Annotated in this window: 15 protein-coding genes; 8 read left to right on the top strand and 7 right to left on the bottom strand. The window is 62.1% G+C overall.

Annotated elements, in window-relative coordinates:
- Positions 1-158: 158 nt before the first annotated feature.
- From ACVWWQ_RS15365 to ACVWWQ_RS15350, 4 genes are all read right to left on the bottom strand, one after another.
- Positions 159-662, bottom strand: a complete 504-nt coding sequence (locus tag ACVWWQ_RS15365) for an Hcp family type VI secretion system effector (protein ID WP_099654530.1) — start codon at positions 660-662, stop codon at positions 159-161.
- Positions 663-754: 92 nt separating this feature from the next.
- Positions 755-2,245: a type VI secretion system contractile sheath large subunit gene (gene tssC, locus ACVWWQ_RS15360; RefSeq protein ID WP_099654529.1), complete on the bottom strand. Its 1,491-nt coding sequence runs from the start codon at positions 2,243-2,245 to the stop codon at positions 755-757.
- The gene (gene tssB, locus ACVWWQ_RS15355) at positions 2,242-2,748 is read right to left on the bottom strand and encodes a type VI secretion system contractile sheath small subunit (protein ID WP_099654528.1); all 507 of its coding nucleotides are present in this window, start codon (positions 2,746-2,748) and stop codon (positions 2,242-2,244) included. The genes tssC and tssB overlap by 4 nt, the downstream gene beginning before the upstream one ends.
- Before the next feature lie 42 nt (positions 2,749-2,790).
- Positions 2,791-3,420, bottom strand: coding sequence for a tetratricopeptide repeat protein (locus ACVWWQ_RS15350; RefSeq protein WP_457383462.1), 630 nt, complete (start codon positions 3,418-3,420; stop codon positions 2,791-2,793).
- Positions 3,421-3,794: 374 nt separating this feature from the next.
- Between ACVWWQ_RS15350 and tssJ the strand changes: the two genes are divergently transcribed.
- From tssJ to ACVWWQ_RS15330, 4 genes are all read left to right on the top strand, one after another.
- Positions 3,795-4,442: a type VI secretion system lipoprotein TssJ gene (gene tssJ / locus ACVWWQ_RS15345; protein ID WP_166669785.1), complete on the top strand. Its 648-nt coding sequence runs from the start codon at positions 3,795-3,797 to the stop codon at positions 4,440-4,442.
- A 109-nt stretch (positions 4,443-4,551) separates the two neighbouring features.
- The gene (tssK, locus tag ACVWWQ_RS15340; RefSeq protein ID WP_133951985.1) at positions 4,552-5,895 is read left to right on the top strand and encodes a type VI secretion system baseplate subunit TssK; all 1,344 of its coding nucleotides are present in this window, start codon (positions 4,552-4,554) and stop codon (positions 5,893-5,895) included.
- A 2-nt stretch (positions 5,896-5,897) separates the two neighbouring features.
- The gene (gene icmH / locus ACVWWQ_RS15335) at positions 5,898-6,659 is read left to right on the top strand and encodes a type IVB secretion system protein IcmH/DotU (protein ID WP_457383461.1); all 762 of its coding nucleotides are present in this window, start codon (positions 5,898-5,900) and stop codon (positions 6,657-6,659) included.
- Between the two features lie 81 nt (positions 6,660-6,740).
- Entirely contained in the window at positions 6,741-7,424 is a 684-nt protein-coding gene (locus ACVWWQ_RS15330; protein WP_099654523.1) for a rhomboid family intramembrane serine protease, read from the top strand.
- A gap of 2 nt (positions 7,425-7,426) precedes the next feature.
- Here ACVWWQ_RS15330 and ACVWWQ_RS15325 read toward each other — a convergent pair whose 3' ends face one another.
- A complete protein-coding gene (locus tag ACVWWQ_RS15325) occupies positions 7,427-8,155 on the bottom strand; it encodes a glutamine amidotransferase (protein WP_133951981.1) in 729 nt (242 codons plus the stop codon).
- Positions 8,156-8,186: 31 nt separating this feature from the next.
- Entirely contained in the window at positions 8,187-10,007 is a 1,821-nt protein-coding gene (locus ACVWWQ_RS15320; protein ID WP_133951979.1) for a GspE/PulE family protein, read from the bottom strand.
- A gap of 93 nt (positions 10,008-10,100) precedes the next feature.
- Between ACVWWQ_RS15320 and glyQ the strand changes: the two genes are divergently transcribed.
- Positions 10,101-11,024 carry a glycine--tRNA ligase subunit alpha gene (gene glyQ / locus ACVWWQ_RS15315; RefSeq protein WP_133951977.1) on the top strand — a complete coding sequence of 308 codons (924 nt, stop codon included), beginning with the start codon at positions 10,101-10,103 and terminating at the stop codon, positions 11,022-11,024.
- Entirely contained in the window at positions 11,021-13,171 is a 2,151-nt protein-coding gene (gene glyS, locus ACVWWQ_RS15310; protein ID WP_133951975.1) for a glycine--tRNA ligase subunit beta, read from the top strand. Before glyQ ends, glyS begins: the two co-directional genes overlap by 4 nt.
- Positions 13,172-13,223: 52 nt before the next feature.
- On the opposite strand, the gene ACVWWQ_RS15305 is transcribed toward glyS, so the two are convergent.
- Positions 13,224-13,664 carry a transcriptional regulator gene (locus ACVWWQ_RS15305; protein WP_457383456.1) on the bottom strand — a complete coding sequence of 147 codons (441 nt, stop codon included), beginning with the start codon at positions 13,662-13,664 and terminating at the stop codon, positions 13,224-13,226.
- Between the two features lie 408 nt (positions 13,665-14,072).
- On the opposite strand from ACVWWQ_RS15305, the gene ACVWWQ_RS15300 reads away from it, so the two are divergent.
- Positions 14,073-17,000 (top strand): TonB-dependent receptor plug domain-containing protein, encoded by a 2,928-nt coding sequence (locus tag ACVWWQ_RS15300; RefSeq protein WP_457383455.1) that lies wholly within the window; start codon positions 14,073-14,075, stop codon positions 16,998-17,000.
- A 505-nt stretch (positions 17,001-17,505) separates the two neighbouring features.
- Complete coding sequence (locus tag ACVWWQ_RS15295) at positions 17,506-20,532, top strand: TonB-dependent receptor (protein WP_133951973.1); 3,027 nt, start codon at positions 17,506-17,508, stop codon at positions 20,530-20,532.
- Positions 20,533-20,658 lie beyond the last annotated feature (126 nt).

Here is a 20,658-nt window from a genome sequence, read left to right as displayed (position 1 = left end):
AGCGCCCCGTTGCAGCAGTGACTTGCCGGTCGTTCGCGGGTGGGGCTGGGGTGCCGGGGGGGGGGGGGGGGGGGCACCCGAACGCCTGCCTATGTTCTGTTGTACAAAACTGTGTGGTGCCGCGGAAAGCCGCGGCACCACACGATCCATCAAGACGCTCAGACGTTGTAGGTCTTGTCGTTCTTGGTGAGGCTCCAGGCACCCTGCGAGCTGCCACCCTGGCCGCCGCCGATCTTCTGCTGGGTGTAGCGCCACTGGACGGCGGCGTACTTCAGCGCGAAGGTTTCAACCGGCAGGCCTTCGGTCTGCACAGTCGGCGTGACGCTGGACACGATGACTTTCTTGAGCAGAATCTCAAGATACTTCACGCGCTTGCCTTCGCCGTCGGCGCGCATGAAATCGATCGTCACTTCGTCAAACGTGGTGCCGCCGGAGCAGGACTGGAACAGCTGCGGGCTGACCACGTCGATGTCCTTGGTGAACACCATGTCACCGTGCTCGCAGCGCTCGGCAGTGAAACCGCCGGAGGTCGATGCTGTGGCCGACTTGGGCTGCGCAATGTGGTGCGTCCATGAACTGGCTTCGATCCAGTGCGGATGATCCTTGTCCTGGGATTCACCCTTGATGGCCGGGTTGCCAAACTTGATGTAAATGTCCTTCATGATTTCATCCTTGAGCGGAAAATGGATAGTGAGGTTCTGACTTCACGCGCAACCTTGGGGAGTGCGCGTTTGTTGCACCTTGGCAAGAGCGATCAGCTTTTCACCGAGGATGGCAGCTCTGCCACGAGCCGCAGCGATACCGAAAGCTCGTCGAGCTGGTAGTGCGGACGCAGGAAAGCCACCGCGCGGTAAGCCCCGGGGCGGCCCGGCACTTCCGACACCTGGATGGACGCCTCGCGCAACGGAAACTGGGCCTTCGCTTCCTGGGTTGCGTTGTCGTCCAGCAGTACGTATTGGGTAATCCAGCGGTTGAGGAACGACTCCACGCTGGAGGTCGAGGCGAAGCTGCCGATCTTGTCGCGCATCATCGCCTTCAGATAGTGCGCCACCCGTGATACCGCGAAGATGTACTGCAACTGGGCCGAAAGCCCCGCATTGGCATTGGCAGCGTCGGTGTTGTACTTGCGCGCCTTCTGTACCGACTGGGCGCCGAAAAAAGCCGCGTAGTCGGTGTTCTTGCAATGCACCAGCGGGATGAAGCCGAGGTCGCTGAGTTCCTTTTCGCGGCGATCGGTGATGGCGATCTCGGTGGGGCACTTGAGCGCCACCTCGCCATCGTCCGTGCGAAACGTATGAGTGGGCAGGTCCTCGACCAGACCGCCACCCTCGACGCCACGGATGGCGGCGCACCAGCCGAAGTCCTCGAATGCATGGGTGAGCCGGGCGCCGAACGCGTAGGCCGTGTTGCACCACAGGTACTTCATGTGGTCGGTGCCATCCACGTCCTCGACAAAATTGAAGCCTTCGACCGTGGTGCCGTCCTTCGGGTTGTAGGGCAGGCGACCAAGGAAGCGCGGCAGTGTCAGGCCGACGTAACGACCGTCCTCGGATTCGCGCAGCGACTTCCACTTGGCGTACTCGACGGTGTCGAACACCTTGGCCAGATCTCGCGGCTTGCCAAGGTCGGCGAAGCTTTCCAGTCCCATCAGCTCCGGGGCTGCCGCCGAAATGAAGGGCGCATGGGCCGCTGCCGCGACGTGCGACATCTGTTCCATGAAGTACATGTCTTCGGGCTGTCTACCTACCTGGTAGTCGCCAAGCAGTGCGCCGAACGGGGCGCCGCCGAACGTGCCGAATTCTTCCTCGTAAACCTTCTTGAACAATGTGCTCTGGTCGAAATCGAGCGCCGACTTGAAGTCGCGGTTCAGTTCCTTCTTCGATGCATTGAGCACCTTGATCTTCATCATGGCGCCGGTGGAGGTCTGTTCGCACAGGTAGTGCAGCCCGCGCCAGCTGGCTTCGAGTGCCTTGAACTCGTCGGCGTGCATCACCGCGCTCAACTGCTCGGAAATCATGTGGTCGAGTTCGGCGACTCGCGCGTCCAGAGTCCTGTTCAGGTTGTCCGAGACGACCACGGTGCCACTCATCACTTCGCGTGCAAGCTCCGAGATGATGTCCTTGGCACGTTGATGTTCGGGACCGGACTTGGCGACGCGGCTCTGCTCGACGATCTGGTCGAGCAAACCGCTGCTTTCGATGGTGGTGGCCTGAGCCACGGCGCTGCTGGCTGCCTCGGTGTTCATGCCTGTTCCTCGCCCGCTTCCGCGCCAAGCTGTTTCAGCTTTTCGGTATTGGTGAGCACGTCATTGAGGATGTCCTCGAGCTTCTCGTTGCCGGCAAGCTTGTTGCGCAGGTCAGCCAGCTTGCTGCGTGCATCGAGCAGTTTGCGCAGTGGCTCGACTTGCTGCACGACCGCCTCGGGGCGGAAGTCGTCAATGGACTTGAACTTCAACTCGACACCGAACTCACCCTCTCCCCCGATGGTGTTCGGGACGCGATAGGTGGCGCGCGGCGTCATGCCGGACATCACGTCATCGAAGTTGTCCAGATCGACATTGACGAATTTGCGGTCACGAAGCCGCGGCAGGGGCTGGTCGGGATTGCCGCTGAAGTCACCGAGCACGCCCACGACAAAGGGCAGCTCCTTCTGTTCGATGGCATCGCCTTTTTCCACCTCGTAAGTCAGCTGGACTCGCGGCGGGCGCACCTTTTGCAGGCGCTTCTGGATGCTTTCCTTCTTGGCCATGAATATCTCTCCGATGATGGGCCTGTGGCGGCTAGCTTGGTGTCAGAGGCTTCCGCCAGGCAGTGCCTGGAACGGGTTGTCGCTGGCCGGGGTGGACGGGGGTGCTGCGGGTTTTGGCGTTGTCGCCGGTGGCGGCGTGGGCGCTGCGCGACGCGTGGTGACGCGGCGACGCGCGGGCGCGCGTTCAGCGGGCATCGCCTCCGGTGGAACCAGGACGTCCTGGCCGAGCGTGTCACGCATCTTTGCGGCCAGCTTTTCGGCTTCGACGTGCGCCGGACCCTGCTGATTGGACTCGTCGTGCAGACGTTCAAGCGCCTGGACGGCCACGCGCAACCCGGCAACGGTGAGGATGCTTTCGGCGTGGGTATCGGACGGATTTCTCTGCAGCACTTCCTGCGCCTCGACGATGGCGCGGCCATAATTCTGCTGATCGAAGTTGATCTGCGCGAGACGGTACCAGGGGGTTTCACGAGTGGGGTCGGCCGCTGCCGCCTTGGTGTAAAGAGCCTTGGCGCCATCGACATCCTGCGCGTTGTAACGCGCATCCGCATCCTGCATCAGCTGATCGTAGGGATGGATGGCGTTCGGCTTGGTCTTGGACCGATGCAGCATGCTGCAACCGGCGAAAACCGGAATCATCAGCAGCAGAAACGTGACGCGTGCGTATCCCATCTTCACCAGCAAATCTCCCTGTCATCCATTATTGACAATGTCGCGATCGGACAAATCCAGAAGCCGTTCCGACATGATGCTGCGACTTTTTATAGGACGGGGCGCTGTGATGCAACCCGCAACATCAGGAAACGCAGGCCAGTTATCAAAAACAAGTCGGGCGATACTTCATCATTGAAAATGTCGTCGCGACGCAGGCCGCATGCTGGTTTTCGCCTTGCAGTGACACGCGTATCGGGAGGTGCGGCGTGTTGCAAAACGGCGAACCTCGAGCGCTCAGGGAGTGTGATTCATACGCGCTTGTCGGGTTTGGACTACAACACGCGGCGTTGCTCCCTGTGAAAATTCCAAGGACGTTTTTTGCATTCATGGACATGAAACCCGTTTTGCGACTTCTCTCTTTTTTCATTGCCGCGACGTTGTTGCTGACCGGTTGCGTCACCACGGGCGGGGCTGCGCGAACGACCGGTGACGCGGCGAGTGCGGTGGAGGCAAGTTCTGGTCCGATCGATCGCATGATGCAGGCGGTGGGTCTGGCGAAGACCCAACTGCCGGCAGCCACGGAACAGAACTTGCCCTTGCGCATTTTCACTGCGCCCAATCTCAATGCCGGTTCGACGCGCAAGGCCCTGGCCCTGGTCGTGAAGGTGTATCACTTGCGCTCGCTGGATCGTTTCAACCAGACGCCATTCAACGACTTCCTCGACAACGCCAAGACCCAGGCAGCGCTGGGCAGCGACTTGATCGACAGTCGCGAGATGCTTCTGCTTCCGGACCAGCACTACACCAGCACCGAGCACATGCCGGTCGACACGCGTTATGTGGCGTTTGTGGCGCTTTTCCGGGCGCCCGGTTCGCAGCGCTGGCGGTTTGCCTATGACGTCAAGGGTTCTGCCGACAGCGGCATCACGCTCGGTGTCCATGGCTGCGCGATGTCCTCCACGGCAGGTGCGCTGGTGACCGAATTGTCGGACAGTCCGGACTCGCTGGCGTCCGTGCATTGCACAACGCCGGGCTCATGATCGCGGGCGAAAGCGTGCGATCGCCGTTGTTCGCCACGTTCGTGCATCAGCGTGGTCTGGACGTCCATTCCGCCATCCAACGCATTTCCTGCAGCAAGAAGGGGCTCACGTGAGTCAAGCCGCCAAACTATTCTGGGGAGAAGGTTTGTTCCTTCGCCCGCAACACTTCCAGCGTCAGGACGCGTATCACGAATCCCGGCTGCATGAGACCAGTCAGGCGCTGCACCCTTACTGCTGGGGCGTTCGCCAGGTCCGCTTCGACACCCAGGGGCTGGCGACCGGCATGTTGCATGCGCTGCAGTTGTCGGTGATCTTTCCGGATGGCGAGTTGTATGCCGCGCCTGATGCCGATGAACTGCCGCCGCCGATTTCACTGGACGGTCTGCCCGAAGGAACGCTGGAGGTAACCATCCATCTCGCGCTGCCGCTGCTGAAGGAATACGGCGGCAATTGCGCGCGCGACAATGGCGATGGCAACGCGCGCTACTTGCAGAACGATCTGCCCACGGCAGATGTTTACTCCGATGCCGCTGAAGCGGACCTGGCGTATCTGAAGAAGTCGGTTCGCCTGATCACCGACGATCAGCCTCGTGAGGCGTATATCACGGTGCCGCTGATTCGCCTGCGGCGTGGCAGCACGGGCGGTTTTGAAGCGGACCCGCACTACGTCCCGCCATCGTTGAGCCTGCGTGCATCGCCTTCATTGTTCCTGCCATTGCGTCGCCTGCTCGATACATTGCAGGCCAAGGCGCAGGCGCTGTATGGACTTCACCGGGAACCGTCCCAGAACATCATCGAATTTCGATCCGGTGATATCGCCTCGTTCTGGTTGCTGCACACGGCCAATACCGCGTTTGCGGGGCTCGCCCATCTTTACCAGAATCCGGGACTGCCGCCGGAAAGGCTTCATCAGGAACTGCTGCGCCTGGCAGGCTCGCTGTTGACCTTCTCGCCCTCGCATCAGCTGGCTGACCTGCCTGCATACAATCATGCCGACTCGGGCCCGGGCTTCGACAAATTGTTCCGGATCATCCGCGAGTTGATCGACACGGTCATTTCCGCCCGCTATTTCGGGATCACCCTGATCGAGGTTCGCCCTTCGCATCATCTGGGCCGGATCGATTCGCAACGCATCGACGAAAAGTCCGCGTTTTACCTGGCGGTCGGCGCCGCCATGCCCGCTGCGGAACTGGTCAGCGTGGTGCCGGTGCGTTTCAAGGTTGGTGCCCCCGACGACGTGGAGAAGGCCGTGTTGTCAGCTCTGCCGGGCGTGCACCTCAGTCATGCGCCCCAGATTCCCGCGGCCATACCCGTAAGGCCTGGCAGTACCTATTTCGCGATCGAGGCGCGCGGTCCGCTCTACGAGCGCATGCTGAAATCCCAATCGATCATGATTTACGTGCCTTCCGGCATCCCTGAACTCAAGCTCGAACTGATTGCACTCACGCCATGACGATGATCCGTACCGCTCCCTCCGCGTCCACCGGCAACGCCGACACGCAGATTCCTGACGCGCCGCGCAGCCTGCTGGACCTGATGTCCGATGGCTTCTACATGTTGCTGCTGATCAAGCGCGGCCAGGTGCCGCTGGCCGAGCAGCCGTTTGCCGATGCGGTGCGACAGTTCCTTGGCAACATGGAGCGCAGTGCCAGTCGCCAGGGCGTGGCTGCGGAGGATATTCACGCCGCGAAGTATGCGTATTGCGCGGTGGTGGACGAGGCGGTGCTCAGCTCCGGTTGCAGCTTCCGTGAAGACTGGGCGCGCAAGCCGCTGCAGCTTGCGTTGTTCGGCGATCATCTGGCAGGCGAGAACTTCTTCGTCCAGCTGGAGCAATTGCGCGCCCAGGGGGCGGCCCGACTGCAGTCGCTGGAGGTTTACTACTTCTGCCTGCTGCTTGGTTACGAGGGGAAGTATCGGCTGGAGGGTACGGAGAAGCTGAGTTATCTCACGGCGCGCCTGGGTGACGAAATCGTCTACCTGAAGGGCAAGCGCACCGGGTTTGCGCCGCATTGGGCGGCCCCGGATCGCGTGAGTCACGTTCTGCGTCGCACGGTGCCGTTGTGGGCTGCGGCCGCGGTACTGCTTGTGGCCGGCCTGGCCGGTTACCTTTCGCTGCGCATGGCCTTGCAGAAAGACACCGCCCAGCGCCTGGCGGACTATCACGAACTGGTGCAGATGCCGGCGCGCACGGCGAACCTCACCATCACGCTACCCTGATCCGACGATCCGTTGGGTACGCCGCTTCATCACCTATGATGAGGGCGATTTCCGGTCCGGAAGGCGCGCGAGGAGTGGCCCTTGTTCATTCATGTAGAAACGCGCCGCCGCCCCCGTTGGCATTGGGCCACGTTGCTGGTGGTCTCGCTTTGCGTATTGGGTTTTGTGGTGCTGGCGTTGACTCCGCCCTCGCAGCGCATTGCGCTGCTGCTGGAATGGGGCACGGTACCGGCGAACATCTTCGACCCGCATGAGCCGCTGTTGCCCCAGCTTGCCGATCCGGCGCTGCTGCGCCTGTTCACTGCGCTGTTCATCCATGTCACCTGGCTGCATCTGCTGAGCAACCTGTTGTTCCTCGTGATCTTCGGTTTGCCGGGGGAGCGCGCGCTGGGCTCCCTTCGCTTTCTGGTGCTGTTCGTGGTGGGAGGCATCGTCGCCAATCTGATCGGCGCGCTTTCGCTGTCCGGTGTGCGCTTGCCGATCATCGGCTGCAGCGGCGCCGTGTCAGCCGTTGTCGGAACCTATGTGGCGCTGTTTCCGCGGGCGCGGCTTGGCTTGGTCCTGCCGCTGGGTCTGTATCTGGAATTCGTGCGGGTGCCCGCGTTCCTGCTGATCGGCATCTGGGTGATGCTGCAATTATTGTTCAGCTATGCGGGGCCGAGCTATGGCGCCTATGTGTGGTGGGCGCACATCGGTGGCTTCATGTTCGGTGTGGTGTTCGCCTTGTTTTCCCGTGAAGGCATCGCGCGTCGCTTGCGCGGCTGAAATCACGCCGGCGTCGCGTTTCCGAGATGCGTGCTGGCGAACTGGCGCAACAGGCGTCGCGCCAGTGGCGTGGCAGCCACTTCCTTGAAGACCCGCGCCGGGTCGCTGCCTTCGCTTTGCATGGCGGAATGTTTGCGACGGATATAGGCGCGCATTACCTCGGCATTGAATTCCGGATGGAACTGCACGCTCAACGCGTGCGGGCCGTAGCGCAACCACTGATGCGGATCCCGCGCCGAACGGGCGAGCACGGTCGCGCCTTGCGGCGCTTCGATGACACTTTGCTCGTGCGTGGTGTGAGCGCGGAAGCTGACCGGCAGGCCCTGCGCCAACGCATCGCGCTTGCCGGCATCGGTGAGTTCAATGGCTTGGGTGCCGATTTCGCGCCCGCCGGAAAGGTAACCCACCGTGCCGCCCAGCGCATGCGCCATCAATTGGTGGCCATAGCACACGCCGAACAGCGGCAGGCTGGCGTCCATGGCGCCGCGGATCCAGTCGGCGGTGCGCTCGCTCCAATCCGCACGCTCGGTCACCATGGCCGCCGAGCCGGTGATGATGGCTCCGGCGACCTCGGTGGCTGGCGGCAATGTTTCCCCGTGTTCGACATCCACCACGCGAAGCCGTTGCGGGTGCAGGCCGGCGCTCAGCCGGAACCAGTGCGCGAAGTCGCCATGGCGGGCACGAATCGCGTCGGGTGCGCGACCGGTACGAATGATCAGAACGGGTTTCATGCAATGAGGTTCGTGCGGGGTGGCATGGTGGTTACGGTTGGTCGGCATCAAGCGCGTCGATCGGCGGCAGCACGGTGAGGATTTCCTGCACCGTGGTCAAGCCGGCCGCCACCTGATCGGCAGCCGAAATACGCAAGGGCCGCATGCCCTCGGACAAGGCTGCCTGGCCGAAGCCGCTCAGATCGAGCTGGGCCGAGACCATCCCGCGCAACAGCGGCGACAATTTGAGCATCTCGTAAATGCCGGTTCGGCCGAGGAAGCCGGTGTTGCGACACTCCAGGCAGCCGACCGGTTGAAACACCTTGTGCGGTACCGGCATGTCCCAGCCGTGCGTAAGCACGTTCCAGGCCTGCGGATCCTGCACGCCCGCCTGCTTGCAGTGCGGACACAGCGTGCGTACCAGCCGCTGCGCGACCACACCGGTCAGCGTGGACTGGATCAGATAGTGGGGGACGCCAAGATCGAGCAGTCGGGTGAGTGCACTGGGGGCATCATTGGTGTGCAGCGTGGACAGCACCAGATGGCCGGTCAGTGATGCCTGCACCGCCATCTGGGCGGTTTCCAGGTCGCGGATCTCGCCGATCATGATGATGTCGGGGTCCTGCCGCAGCAGGGTTCTCACGCCGGCGGCGAAATCCAGGTCGATCGCCGCGTGCACCTGCATCTGGTTGAATTCCGGCGAGACCATTTCAATCGGGTCTTCCACCGTGCACACGTTGAGCTCCGGCGTGGCCAGGTGCTTCAACGTGGAATACAGCGTCGTCGTCTTGCCCGAGCCGGTCGGGCCGGTGACCAGCACGATGCCGTGCGGGCGTTCCACCATGCTGCGCCAGTTCGCTCCCTCGCCGGGGGAGAAACCCAGTTGCGCGAAGTCCTTCACCACCAGGTCCGGGTCGAAGATGCGCATCACCACCTTCTCGCCGAACGCGGTGGGCATGTTGGAGATGCGCAACTCCACCTCGCGCCCCGACGATGAGCGGGTCTTGATGCGACCGTCCTGCGGGCGGCGCTTTTCGGCCACGTCCATGCGCGCCAGGATCTTGATGCGCGCCGTCACCGCGGTCATCACCGGCGCCGGCAGCTCGAACACTTTCTGCATGATGCCGTCGATGCGAAAACGGATGTGCCCGATGTCGCGGCGCGGTTCCAGATGGATGTCCGAAGCGCGCTGCTCGAAGGCGTATTGCAGCAGCCAATCGACAATGTGCACGACGTGACGATCGTCGGCACCGACTTCGCCACTCTTGCCCAGCTCCACCAGTTGCTCGAAATTGAGAATGGAAGCGGAGGCATTGCTGCCGTGCTTGGCATCCTGCGCCATTTGAATCGAGCGCTGGACGCCGTAGAACTCCTGCAGGTAACGGTTGATGTCGATCGGGCTGGCGACTACCCGCTTGATGTCCCGCCGCAACATCTGGCTGAGGTCCGGCGCCCAGCCGGACTCGAACGGTTCGCAGGTGGCGAACGTCACTTCGCCGGGCGTGGCCTCGATCGGCAGAATCCGGTGTCGTTTGGCATAAGCCTGGCTGACTACCTGGGTCACCGACGAGACGTTGATCTTCATCGGATCGATCTTCAGGTACGGCAAGCCGGCGTGACCGGCAAGCCATTCGGTCAGCGCCTCAAGGCTCAGTGGTCGCCCCGGATCCTGCTGGTTGGCCAGCTTCGCATTCGCGATCACCACCAGCGGGTGCAGCTCTACCGTGCTGCGTCCGGCGCGGGCGCCCATGCGGACCTGTTTGGCCTCGTCGGCCAGTACAAACCCGTCCACCACCAGCGCCGCCAGCAGTTCGTCCAGCTCCAGCCGACCCCGTCGACCAAGCAGCGAAGCGATTTGCGGTGAAGCGGCCATCCAGTGATATCCCCGTGCATTTTCCGGGCGTGGCCCAGTGCCAAAGCAAGCTGCGGCTATACTAGCGCGCTTTAATCAAGGTCACGGAAAGCCATGTCCGCACGCACCTTCCAGGATGTGATCCAGACCCTCAACCGCTACTGGGCGGCGCAGGGCTGTGTGCTGTTGCAGCCGCTCGACACTGAAGTCGGCGCCGGCACGTTTCACCCCGCCACCTTCCTCCGGGCGCTGGGTCCGGAGCCGTGGTCGGCCGCCTATGTGCAGCCGTCGCGCCGCCCCACGGATGGCCGTTACGGCCAGAACCCCAATCGCCTTCAACATTACTACCAGTATCAGGTGGTGATGAAGCCGAATCCGGAGAACATCCTGGATCTGTACATCGGTTCGCTCAAGGAGCTGGGGCTGGATCCGCTGGTGCACGATTTACGCTTTGTCGAGGACAACTGGGAGTCGCCCACGCTCGGCGCCTGGGGCCTGGGCTGGGAGGTCTGGTTGAACGGCATGGAGGTGACGCAGTTCACCTACTTCCAGCAGGCCGGCGGCCTGGAATGCCGCCCGGTGACGGGCGAGATCACCTACGGCCTGGAACGTCTGGCGATGTATCTGCAGAACGTGGACAACGTCTACGACCTGATCTGGACCGACGGCCCGCGCGGCACGGTGACCTACGGCGACGTGTTCCTCCAGAACGAAGTGGAGCAGAGCACCTACAACTTCGAACACGCGAACGTGCCCGAGTTGCTGCGCTGGTTCGATGTGTGCGAAGCCACCGCCAACCAGCTGATCGCCGCCAACCTTCCGCTTCCCGCCTACGAACAGGTGATGAAAGCCAGCCACACCTTCAACCTGCTCGATGCCCGTCGGGCGATCAGCGTGACGGAACGTCAGCGCTACATCCTGCGTGTGCGCACCCTGTCGCGCAGCGTCGCTGAAACCTATGTGGCACAGCGTGAAAAAATGGGTTTTCCCGGCCTGAAGCAGGCTGCCGCCGCGCGCACCAAGGAGCAGGCCGCATGAGCGCCGTCGCCAAATCATTGCTGATCGAGCTGGGCACCGAAGAGTTGCCGCCGAAGGCACTCGACGAGTTGTCCGCCGCCTTCCTGCGGGGCATCTGCGACGGACTGGCCAAGCGCGGCGTCGATGCCGCGCTGGATCAGGCGCAAGCTTATGCGTCCCCGCGTCGTCTGGCCGTCCATATCCCCGCAGTGGTGATGGCCCAGCCGGAGCAGACGGTCGAGCGCCGAGGCCCCGCATTGAGCGCCGCGCTGGATGCCGAAGGCCAGCCGTCCAAGGCTTTGCTGGGTTTTGCGCAGTCGTGTGGCGTCGGCGTGGAGCAGCTGGAAAAGCTGGAAACCGACAAGGGCTCCTGGTTTGTCTGGCGCAGCGTGAAGCCCGGTCAACCGGTGGCGGCATTGTTGCCCGGCATTCTCGAAGAGGCTCTGAAGGCGCTGCCGATCCCCCGGCCGATGCGCTGGGCCGACCACGACTACAGCTTCGTGCGTCCGGTGCATTGGCTGGTGATGCTGCATGGCGCCGAAATCATCGACGGCGAGGTGTTGGGGTTGCACAGCGGGCGCAAGTCACGCGGCCACCGCTTCATGCATCCGCAGCCGGTGCACGTGGCCGATGCGGATGGTTGGCTGGACGCGATGCGCGCGTGCAACGTGCTGGCCGATCCGCGTGAGCGGCGGCAGCGCATTCACGACCAGATCGACCAGGTGGCGGGTGCCACCGGGGGCGTGCCGCAGCTGGACGACGCCTTGCTGGACGAGCTGGCCAATCTCACCGAATGGCCGGTGGCGATCGCCTGCACCTTCGAGCGCGAATTTCTGGCGGTGCCGCCCGAGGCACTGGTCACCACCATGGTCGCGAACCAGAAGTTCGTGCCGGTGTTCGATGCCAGTGGCAATCTCACCGAGCACTTCATCGGCATGGCCAACATCGAAAGCAAGGATCCGGCCGAGATCCGCAAGGGCTACGAGCGCGTGATCCGTCCGCGCTTCGCGGATGCGAACTTCTTCTGGGATGAAGACCTGAAGACGCCGCTGGCCGGCTACCAGGAACAGCTCAAGGGCGTCACCTATCAGCAGGCGCTTGGCAGCCTGTGGGACAAGAGCGTGCGCGTGGCGGAGCTGGCGCGGATCATCGCCAACCGGGTCGGCGTCGACGCCGGTGAAGCCACCCGTGCCGCCAGTCTGTCCAAATGCGACCTGCTGACCCGCATGGTCGGCGAGTTCCCGGAACTGCAGGGCGTGATGGGGCGCTATTACGCCCGTCACGACGGTGAGCTGGCGAGCGTGGCCGCGGCACTGGACAGCCATTACCAGCCGCGTTTCGGCGGTGACCAGATCGCTGCCGACAAACTCGGCCAGGTCCTGGCCGTGGCCGAGCGGTTCGATACGTTGGCCGGCATCTTTGCCGTCGGCATGAAGCCCGGTGGCAACAAGGACCCGTTCGCGCTGCGTCGCGCGGCACTGGGTCTGGCGCGCACCCTGATCGAAGGTGGCCTGGAACTGGATCTGCGCGGAAGCTTCATCGAAGCGCTGGAGCTTCTGCCGGAGGCGGCGCTCGCCGCAGGCCTCAAGCCCGGCAAGGACGGCAAGCCGCCCGAGCTCAACGCCGGTCAGCGCCGCGCCATTCTGCTCGACGAATTGTATGACTTCGTGCTCGACCGTCTGCGCGGTTATTACGCCGAGCAGGGTTTTGACCACAACCAGTTCGAAGCCGTGCTGGCCGTGCAGCCGGCCAGCCTGGCCGACTTCGATCGTCGCCTGCGGGCGGTGGCGGAATTCGGTCGGTGCGCAGAGGCGGTCAGTCTGGCGGCGGCCAACAAGCGCGTGGCCAACATCCTGCGCAAGCAGTCGGAAGACCCTGCCGCACCGCCGATCAGCCGGACCGTGGATCCGGGCTGTTTCGAGGCCGACGCAGAACGCGAACTGGCCGCCGCTCTGGCTTCGGCCCAGCAGGACAATGCCGCGGCGCTGGATGCCGGAGACTACGCAACCGTGCTGACCCGTCTTGCCCGTCTGCAGGCACCCGTGGATGCCTTCTTCGAAAGCGTGCTGGTCAACGCCGACGATCCCGCCGTGCGCGCCAACCGCTTGGCGCTGCTCAGTCAACTGAAGACACAATTCGGCGCAATCGCTGATATCGCCCTGCTTTGAGGACTTGAAAAAAGCGCGGCAGCCTCGGGCTGCCGCGCTTTTTTATTTCCGCTCAACCTGTCTCTGTCTCGCGCGTCTTGCGAATGCGCTCGCCAAGCTGCTGGTTGAACGAAATCATGGCCAGCGGATCCACGTGCGAGCCACCCGGTCCGAGAATTTCGTAAAGCCGGGTAAGCAGGTCGCTGTTCTCGGACAGTGAAAGCTGACTGTTGGCCAGGCTCAGCTCCGACTGCAGGATGCGTACGGCGGTGTTGAGGCGCTGCGTATCGACCGTGTCATGGATCGCCACGCCACTGAACCCCGCACGCTTGTGCAGGCGATGCTGCCCCACGCTATCCGAGCTGTACTGCTCGCTGTTGTCGACCGAAGTCGGGTCCACCTGCAGCGCTCCCTCGCCGGCCACCAGCCAGACCAGCGAAATGCCCAAGGTCCGTGCCAGCGTCACGCAGCGTGCCCGCGAGGGATCCGTGTTGCCGTCTCGCCAACTACGCACGACTCCTTCGGAGAAGCCGCATAACCTTGCGATTTCGGTTGCGCTGCCGACCCGCTGGATAAGCAGCTTTATGCGGTCCGAGAACGAGTTGACAGCAGGCTGACTGGTAGCAATTTGCGTATTCATGGGAGAGGTCGGCCGGAGGGTGGGAGGAGTAAAGCGGGGATTATCACCAAAGCTCATATAGGTCAAGGTATTGCGGCGTGAGATTTTGGTTACAAAAGCGTTGACCGGCGCAATAGCTTGCACTAACTTCGTAATGCTCTGCACCACAAGTGACGTAAAAACTTGCGGCAAATCAATGGTGTGGATGCAGCTCGGCGAGCCGGTAACCGATGTCGGTTGGACAGCTCGTACATGTAGAAATTCCGCTCGAATTCTCGGGCCAAATCTTGGGGAGTCAAGATAGTGAACCATTCTCGCAATAAAGTGGCGACGCATCAGTTGCGCCGCACGGCTCTGGCCATTGGCCTTGGTCTGAGTTTGGTCAGCGCGGGGGCGCTGGCACAGGATGCGCAGAACGCGCCGGCAGCCAATCAGGGTCCGGTCAAGGATCTGCAGACGATCACCGTGACCGGCTCGCGCATTCACAGCGTGGACGTGGAAACTGCCCAGCCGGTGTTCACCGTCACCCAGGCGGACATCCAGAAGACCGGCTTGATCAGCGTGGGCGACATCCTGGCCAACCTCACGGTTGCCGGTGCACAGACCTTCAGCAAGGCGGGCGTGCTTACCTCCAATCCGGAGCAGGGCGGCCAGTACGTCAACATCCGCAATCTTGGTGAAAACCGCACGCTGGTGCTGGTCAATGGCAAGCGCTGGGCCTCCAGTCTCGCTGGCTACACCGACATGTCGACGATTCCGTCTGCGCTGATCGAGCGCATCGACATCCTGAAGGATGGCGCGTCGGCGATCTACGGTTCCGATGCCATCGCGGGCGTCATCAATATCATCCTGAAAGACCATTACACCGGTGCTGAAGTCTCGGGCTACTACGGCCAGAATGAAGCGGGCGACGGTACCAAGGACGCCTATTCGTTCACGATGGGCACCAACGATGACAAGAGCTCGCTGGTGTTCGGCGCCAACTACACCAAGGAAGGTGCGATCTGGGCCAACAAGCGCGAGGCCACCAGCTATACCTATGGTCCGAACCATATCGACGACGGCCTTAGCGGAACCGGCCCGTGGGGTCGTTATCGCTACGTCAATGCCACCGGCGGCGCGACCGGCCCCAACCAGGTCATCAACCATACCGGTTCGTTCGACGGCGTGGGCGTGGGCGCGGATTCGCGCAACCCGGCGAATTACCATGCAGCTGGCAGCAACGGGGTCAACGATTACTACAATCCGACCCAGCAGATGAATCTGGCGGGTTCGAACGAGCTGAAGTCGATCTTCACCAACGGTCGCTATGATTTCAACGAAAACGTGTCGTTCCGCGCCACCGGCATGTATGCCGAACGCCAGAACACGCGCCAGGTTGCCGGTTACCCGTTGAACAGCCTGACCCAGGCCACCAACCCGGTCTACATCAGTGGCGACAGCTACTACAACCCGGCGCCGGGCAACCAGCTGTTCTTCTACCGCCGTACCGTCGAGCTTCCGCGCGTCACCACCAACAACGTCAAGTCGTATCACTTTGACGCCGGTTTCGAGGGTTCCTTCGACGTGGGCAGCCGCGTGTGGAACTGGGACGTCGGCACCAACTACAACAAATACGATGTGGTCGAGTACGGTTCGGGCAACCTCAACCTGTCCAACCTGAAGCAGGCGCTGGGTCCTTCCTTCCTCAATGGCGACGGCAAGGTCCAGTGCGGTACCGCGGCGAATCCGATCGCGTTCACGCAGTGCGTGCCGTTCGATGTTCTGGGCGGCCCGTCGGCTTCGAACCCGCAGGCACTGTCGTACATCAACAGCCTGAGCCAGAGCACGTTGCAGAGCGTCTCCAAGGAATACACCGCCAACATCACCGGTGGTCTGTTTGACCTGCCGGCGGGCGAGGTGGCCTTTGCGGCCGGCTTCGAACATCGCAAGATCAGCGGCTATGACCTGCCGGATCAGCTGTCCGGTTCGGGCAAGACCACCGACCTGGCTGGTGGTGCAACACATGGCAACTACAACACCAACGAAGTCTACGTCGAGTTGAGTGCCCCGCTGTTGCGTGACCTGCCGGGCGCGAAGCTGCTGTCGGTCGATGTCGCCAGCCGCTATTCGCACTACAGCAACTTCGGCAGCGCCACCAACAACAAGTACAGCTTCCAGTGGAAGCCGATCGACGACTTGATGATGCGTGGCACGTACGCCGAAGGCTTCCGCGCTCCGACCCTGGACGATGTGTCCGGCGGCGGCTCGCAGAGCTTCGACTACTACACCGATCCGTGTGATACCCAGTTTGGTGCAGCCGCAAGCAACGCCGGTGTGGCCGCGAAGTGCCAGGCCGAGGGCCTGTCGTCCACCTTCCGTCAGCTCGCCACCACCGGCCTGCCCATCTCCTCGCCGAATACGCAGAGCACCTCTGCGTACAACGCCGGAGTGGGCAATGCCAGCCTGACTCCTGAGAAGAGCGTCAGCAAGACCGCCGGCCTCGTCTACAGCCCGCAGTGGATCTCGGGTCTGGACGTGAGCGCCGACTGGTACAACATCAAGATCACCAACGTGATCACGTCGATCAGTGCCAACTACGTGCTCAACCAGTGCTACCTGGCGAACTCCGCGACGTATTGCGGTCAGTTCGGTCGTGACCCGGGTACCGGCCAGGTGGTCGGCCTGAATCGCGGCAACATCAACCAGGGCATGCTCTCCACCGAAGGTTGGGATTTTGGCGCGCATTACCGTCTGCCGGAATTCGGCTACGGCAAGTTCGCCGTCAACCTCGACGCGAACTACCTGACCGCCTACAACACCCAGAGCACTTCGGACGCCGACGTCGTCGGTTACGCCGGAACCTGGAGCCTGCCGCGCTGGCGCATCAATGCCGGCCTGGACTGGTCGATGGGTGATTTCGGTGCCTCGTGGAGCCTGCGTTACTACGGTGCGTTCCGTGACGAGTGCTGGGACGATTCCGATCCGACCAATCCGGTTGAGTGCAACCAGCCGAATTACGAGGGCAAGAACTGGGGTACCGGTGCCAACCGCAAGGGTGCCATCGTGTTCCACGACATCCAGGTCCGTTACAACACGCCGTGGAACGGCAGTATCCAGGCTGGCGTGAACAACGTGTTCGGCAAGGAACGTCCGATCACGTATTCGGTGACCAACAGCAACGCGTCCTACTACGACCCCGCGCTGGACATCGATCGTTACTTCTTCGTGCGTTACACCCAGAAGTTCTAAGCGTCAGTTGACCTTCTGATGAGACATGGGCCGGGATCCTCAGGGATCCCGGCCTTTTTGTGCGTGGCTGACGGGTAACCAGTGGATATCAGGCTCCAGAGTTCTCTTGTTCGAGGTGCAAATGGCGGCATCGCGCAGTGCAATCGCTCGATTGGAAGCCTCGCTGGACCCATTGGCGCGCCAGGAAGCAAAGCCAGTTGCTGCCCAGCGCCGGGCGCCGTGTGGCCCTTGCAGCAAAATGCGCGCCAAGGCTTAGCGTAAAAAAACATGCGGAAAAAGTTACGAAAGTGTTGACCTAGGCAAGCTCTTGAATTAGCGTCGTAGCAACTTGCGCAATCCATTGCGCAAGAAATTGCTGTCAGTTCATGTGGATGGGGTGGCTGTCAGTTCATGTGGATGGGTGGTTGCCGAGCTTGTATGCGGTGTTGCCGCCCTTCGATGTCTGAAAACACAAAAAAGTTTCATATGCCCACTGGGCTGGGCTGAACTTGGGGAGTTACTACTGATGAATTCGCGTAAAAATTTCAACACCATGCCGCTGCAGCGCACCGCGCTTGCCTTGGCATTGGGCCTCGGCTTCACCGGACTGGCCTTTGGCCAGGCAACCACGGGTAGCATCTTCGGTCAGGCGCCAGCGACATCCGGCGAAACCGTCACCGTAAGCGGCTCCACCGGCATCACCCGCGAAGTTGCCGTCGACAGCGCAGGCCGCTATCGGGTCTCCAACCTGCCTCTGGGCACCTACACCGTCACCCTCAAGAAGGACGGCGTGGCAGTCGAGTCGCGCGACAACATCGCCATCGTCGTCGGCGCGGGCACCACGGTGTCTTTCGCCGGTGCGCAGAATGCACAGAACCTCGAGGCCGTGACGGTCCAGGCTAATGCGCTGCCCGTGATTGACGTCTCCTCGGTTGATGCGCGCACCGTGATCACCGCTGAAGAACTGGCCAAGCTGCCGATCGGCCGCAACGCCGAGGCGATCGCCCTGCTCTCGCCGGGTGCAGTCAGCGGCAACGGCGCGTTTGGTCGCACCGTGTCCTTCGGTGGCGCCGGCGTCACCGAAAACGCGTATTACATCAATGGTTACAACACCACCGATCCGCTGAAGGCGCTCGGTGGCGTGGGTCTGCCGTACGGTTCGATCGACCAGCAGGAAACCTACACCGGTGGCTACAGCGCCATGTACGGTCGTTCGGACGGCGGCGTGATCAGCCAGGTCGGCAAGCGTGGCACGAACGAATGGCACTTCGGCGCACAGGTGACCTGGGCTCCCCGTGCACTGGCCAATGATCCGGAAAACATCTATTACCCGGACGGGCAGCCGCCAGCGGGCTTTGTCTACAACAATCCGACGCTGCCGGGCACGATCTATCGCAACCGCAAGAACAACACCAGCTGGGATACGACCTATTCCGCGTACGTTGGCGGCCCGCTGATCAGTGACCGCTTGTATATGTTCGTGGCCGCCGAGGCCGAGAAGCAGGAGGGTTCGTCCACCTCCACCTCCGCCGCTGGCGCCCCGAACGTGAACCAGTACAAGTACAGCAGGCCCAAGCTGTACACGAAGTTGGACTGGAATATCAACGACAGCAACATCCTGGAATACACCCACATCCAGAGCAACGAGTCGTACGCCGGCGATCTTTACGACTACGACTACGCCACTGGCACGCATAGCCAGGAAATCTCGGGCCACCCGACCTCGACCAAGGACGCCAGCAAGTTCGACATCGGCAAGTACACCGGTTACCTGACCGATGACCTGACGCTGTCGGTTACCTACGGCAAGAGCAAGACCGTCAACTTCACGGAGATTCCGGGCCTCAGCGCCACGCTGCCGTTCCTGTCCGGCGTGACGAACCAGGATCCGGCCATCACTGGCGGCACCCCGATTCGCAATGGCGTCGCCGCTTACGCGACCACCACCCCGGATGCCGGCAGCAAGACCCGCGGTCTGCGCGCCGACTTGGAATACCAGCTGGGTGATCACCACCTCGCGCTCGGTATCGACAACCAGTCCTACTTTGCCCACAACCAGGGGCAGGACATGGGTGGTCCGGGTTACATCTGGATCTACAGCAAGGCTGGCGTGCCGACCAAAGCGGTCAACCCGGCCCTCGGTGTTGGTGCTCCGGGCGGCAATGGTTACTACGTCCAGAAGTACATCTTCAAGACCACCACCAGCATGTCGGTGAAGCAGAAGGCGTTCTACCTGGAAGACAAGTGGCAGGTCAGCGACAACGTGTTGCTGAGCCTGGGCGTGCGTAACGACCACTTCACCAACTACAACAGCGCCGCCAAGCCGTACGTTGACCAGAAGAACCAGTGGGCACCGCGTCTGGGCGCCAGCTGGGACGTGTTCGGTGACCAGTCGTTCAAGGTCTACGGCAACCTGGGTCGCTACTTCCTGGCCTTGCCGAACAGCGTGGCGATCCGTGGCGCATCCGCGTCCACGTACACCCGCGAATACTTTACCTACACCGGCATCGATGCCGAAGGCAACCCGACCGGTCTGGGCGCTATGGGTCCGGGCCCGGTCTCGGCCAACGGCGAATACGGCGTGGCGCCGGACAACAAGACCTTCGGTCCGACCGACCTGAAGTCGCAGTATCAGGACGAGGCGATCCTCGGCTTCGACAAGACCCTGGGTTCTGATTGGGCCTACGGTGCCAAGGCGACCTACCGCAAACTGCAGTCCGCGATTGATGACGTCTGCGACAGCGACAAGATCTACGACAAGCTCGACAAGCAGGGCATTGATAGCTCCGCATTGGACGTCCACGGTTGCTACATCTTCAACCCGGGCCGTACCAACACCTTCCTGCTCAATGACTTGGCGAATGGCGGCTACAAGAGCGTCCAGATGTCGCAGGCGGATTGGGGCTTCAACCAGGGTGCCAAGCGCAAGTACTACGCGCTTGACATGTATCTGGAGCATCCGTTCAACAACGGCTGGCAGGCACGTGTCGACTACACGTTCTCGCGCAGCTGGGGCAATACCGAAGGCCAGGTGCGTTCCGACCTGGGCCAGGACGACGTCTCCAAGACGGAAGACTGGGATGCAGCCGAGATCATGATTGGCAGCGGTGGCTTGCTGGCCAACAACCGCCGTCACCAGCTGAAGATGCGTGGCAGCTACCAGATCACGCCGGAATGGCTGGTCTCGGCCGCCCTGCGCGTTCAGTCCGGTTCGCCGAAGAACTGCCTCGGCTACTTCGGTCCGAACCAGACCGATCCGATCGGCTACAAGGGTGACTACCACTACTGCTTCGGCAAGGTCAGTGGCAACGGCTCGGCGGGTAACACCCCGTGGACCGAGAAGGTTGATCTGGGCGTGATCTATCGTCCGGCGTTCGCCGAAAACAAGCTGGGCATCGCGCTCAACGTGTTCAACGTGCTCAACCAGCGCCGCGCGATTGCGACTGACCCGCGTTCGTCGACCGACGTCTCGACCTTGTCGAACACGTATGGCATGGGTACGTATTACTCGTCGCCGCGCTACGTTCGCATGTCGGTGTCGTACGACTACTAAGCAACGCGTACAACGGAAAGAGCTACCTGCTCCGACCTGAGTGATCAAAACGCCACCCCGATGGGGTGGCGTTTTTTTTTGAGTTGTGCCGCCAACGTGCACGCGGCAATACTTGCCCGGCTTTGC

Source organism: Rhodanobacter sp. TND4EL1 (assembly GCF_054061035.1).
This window is presented reverse-complemented; position numbering and strand designations above follow the sequence as displayed.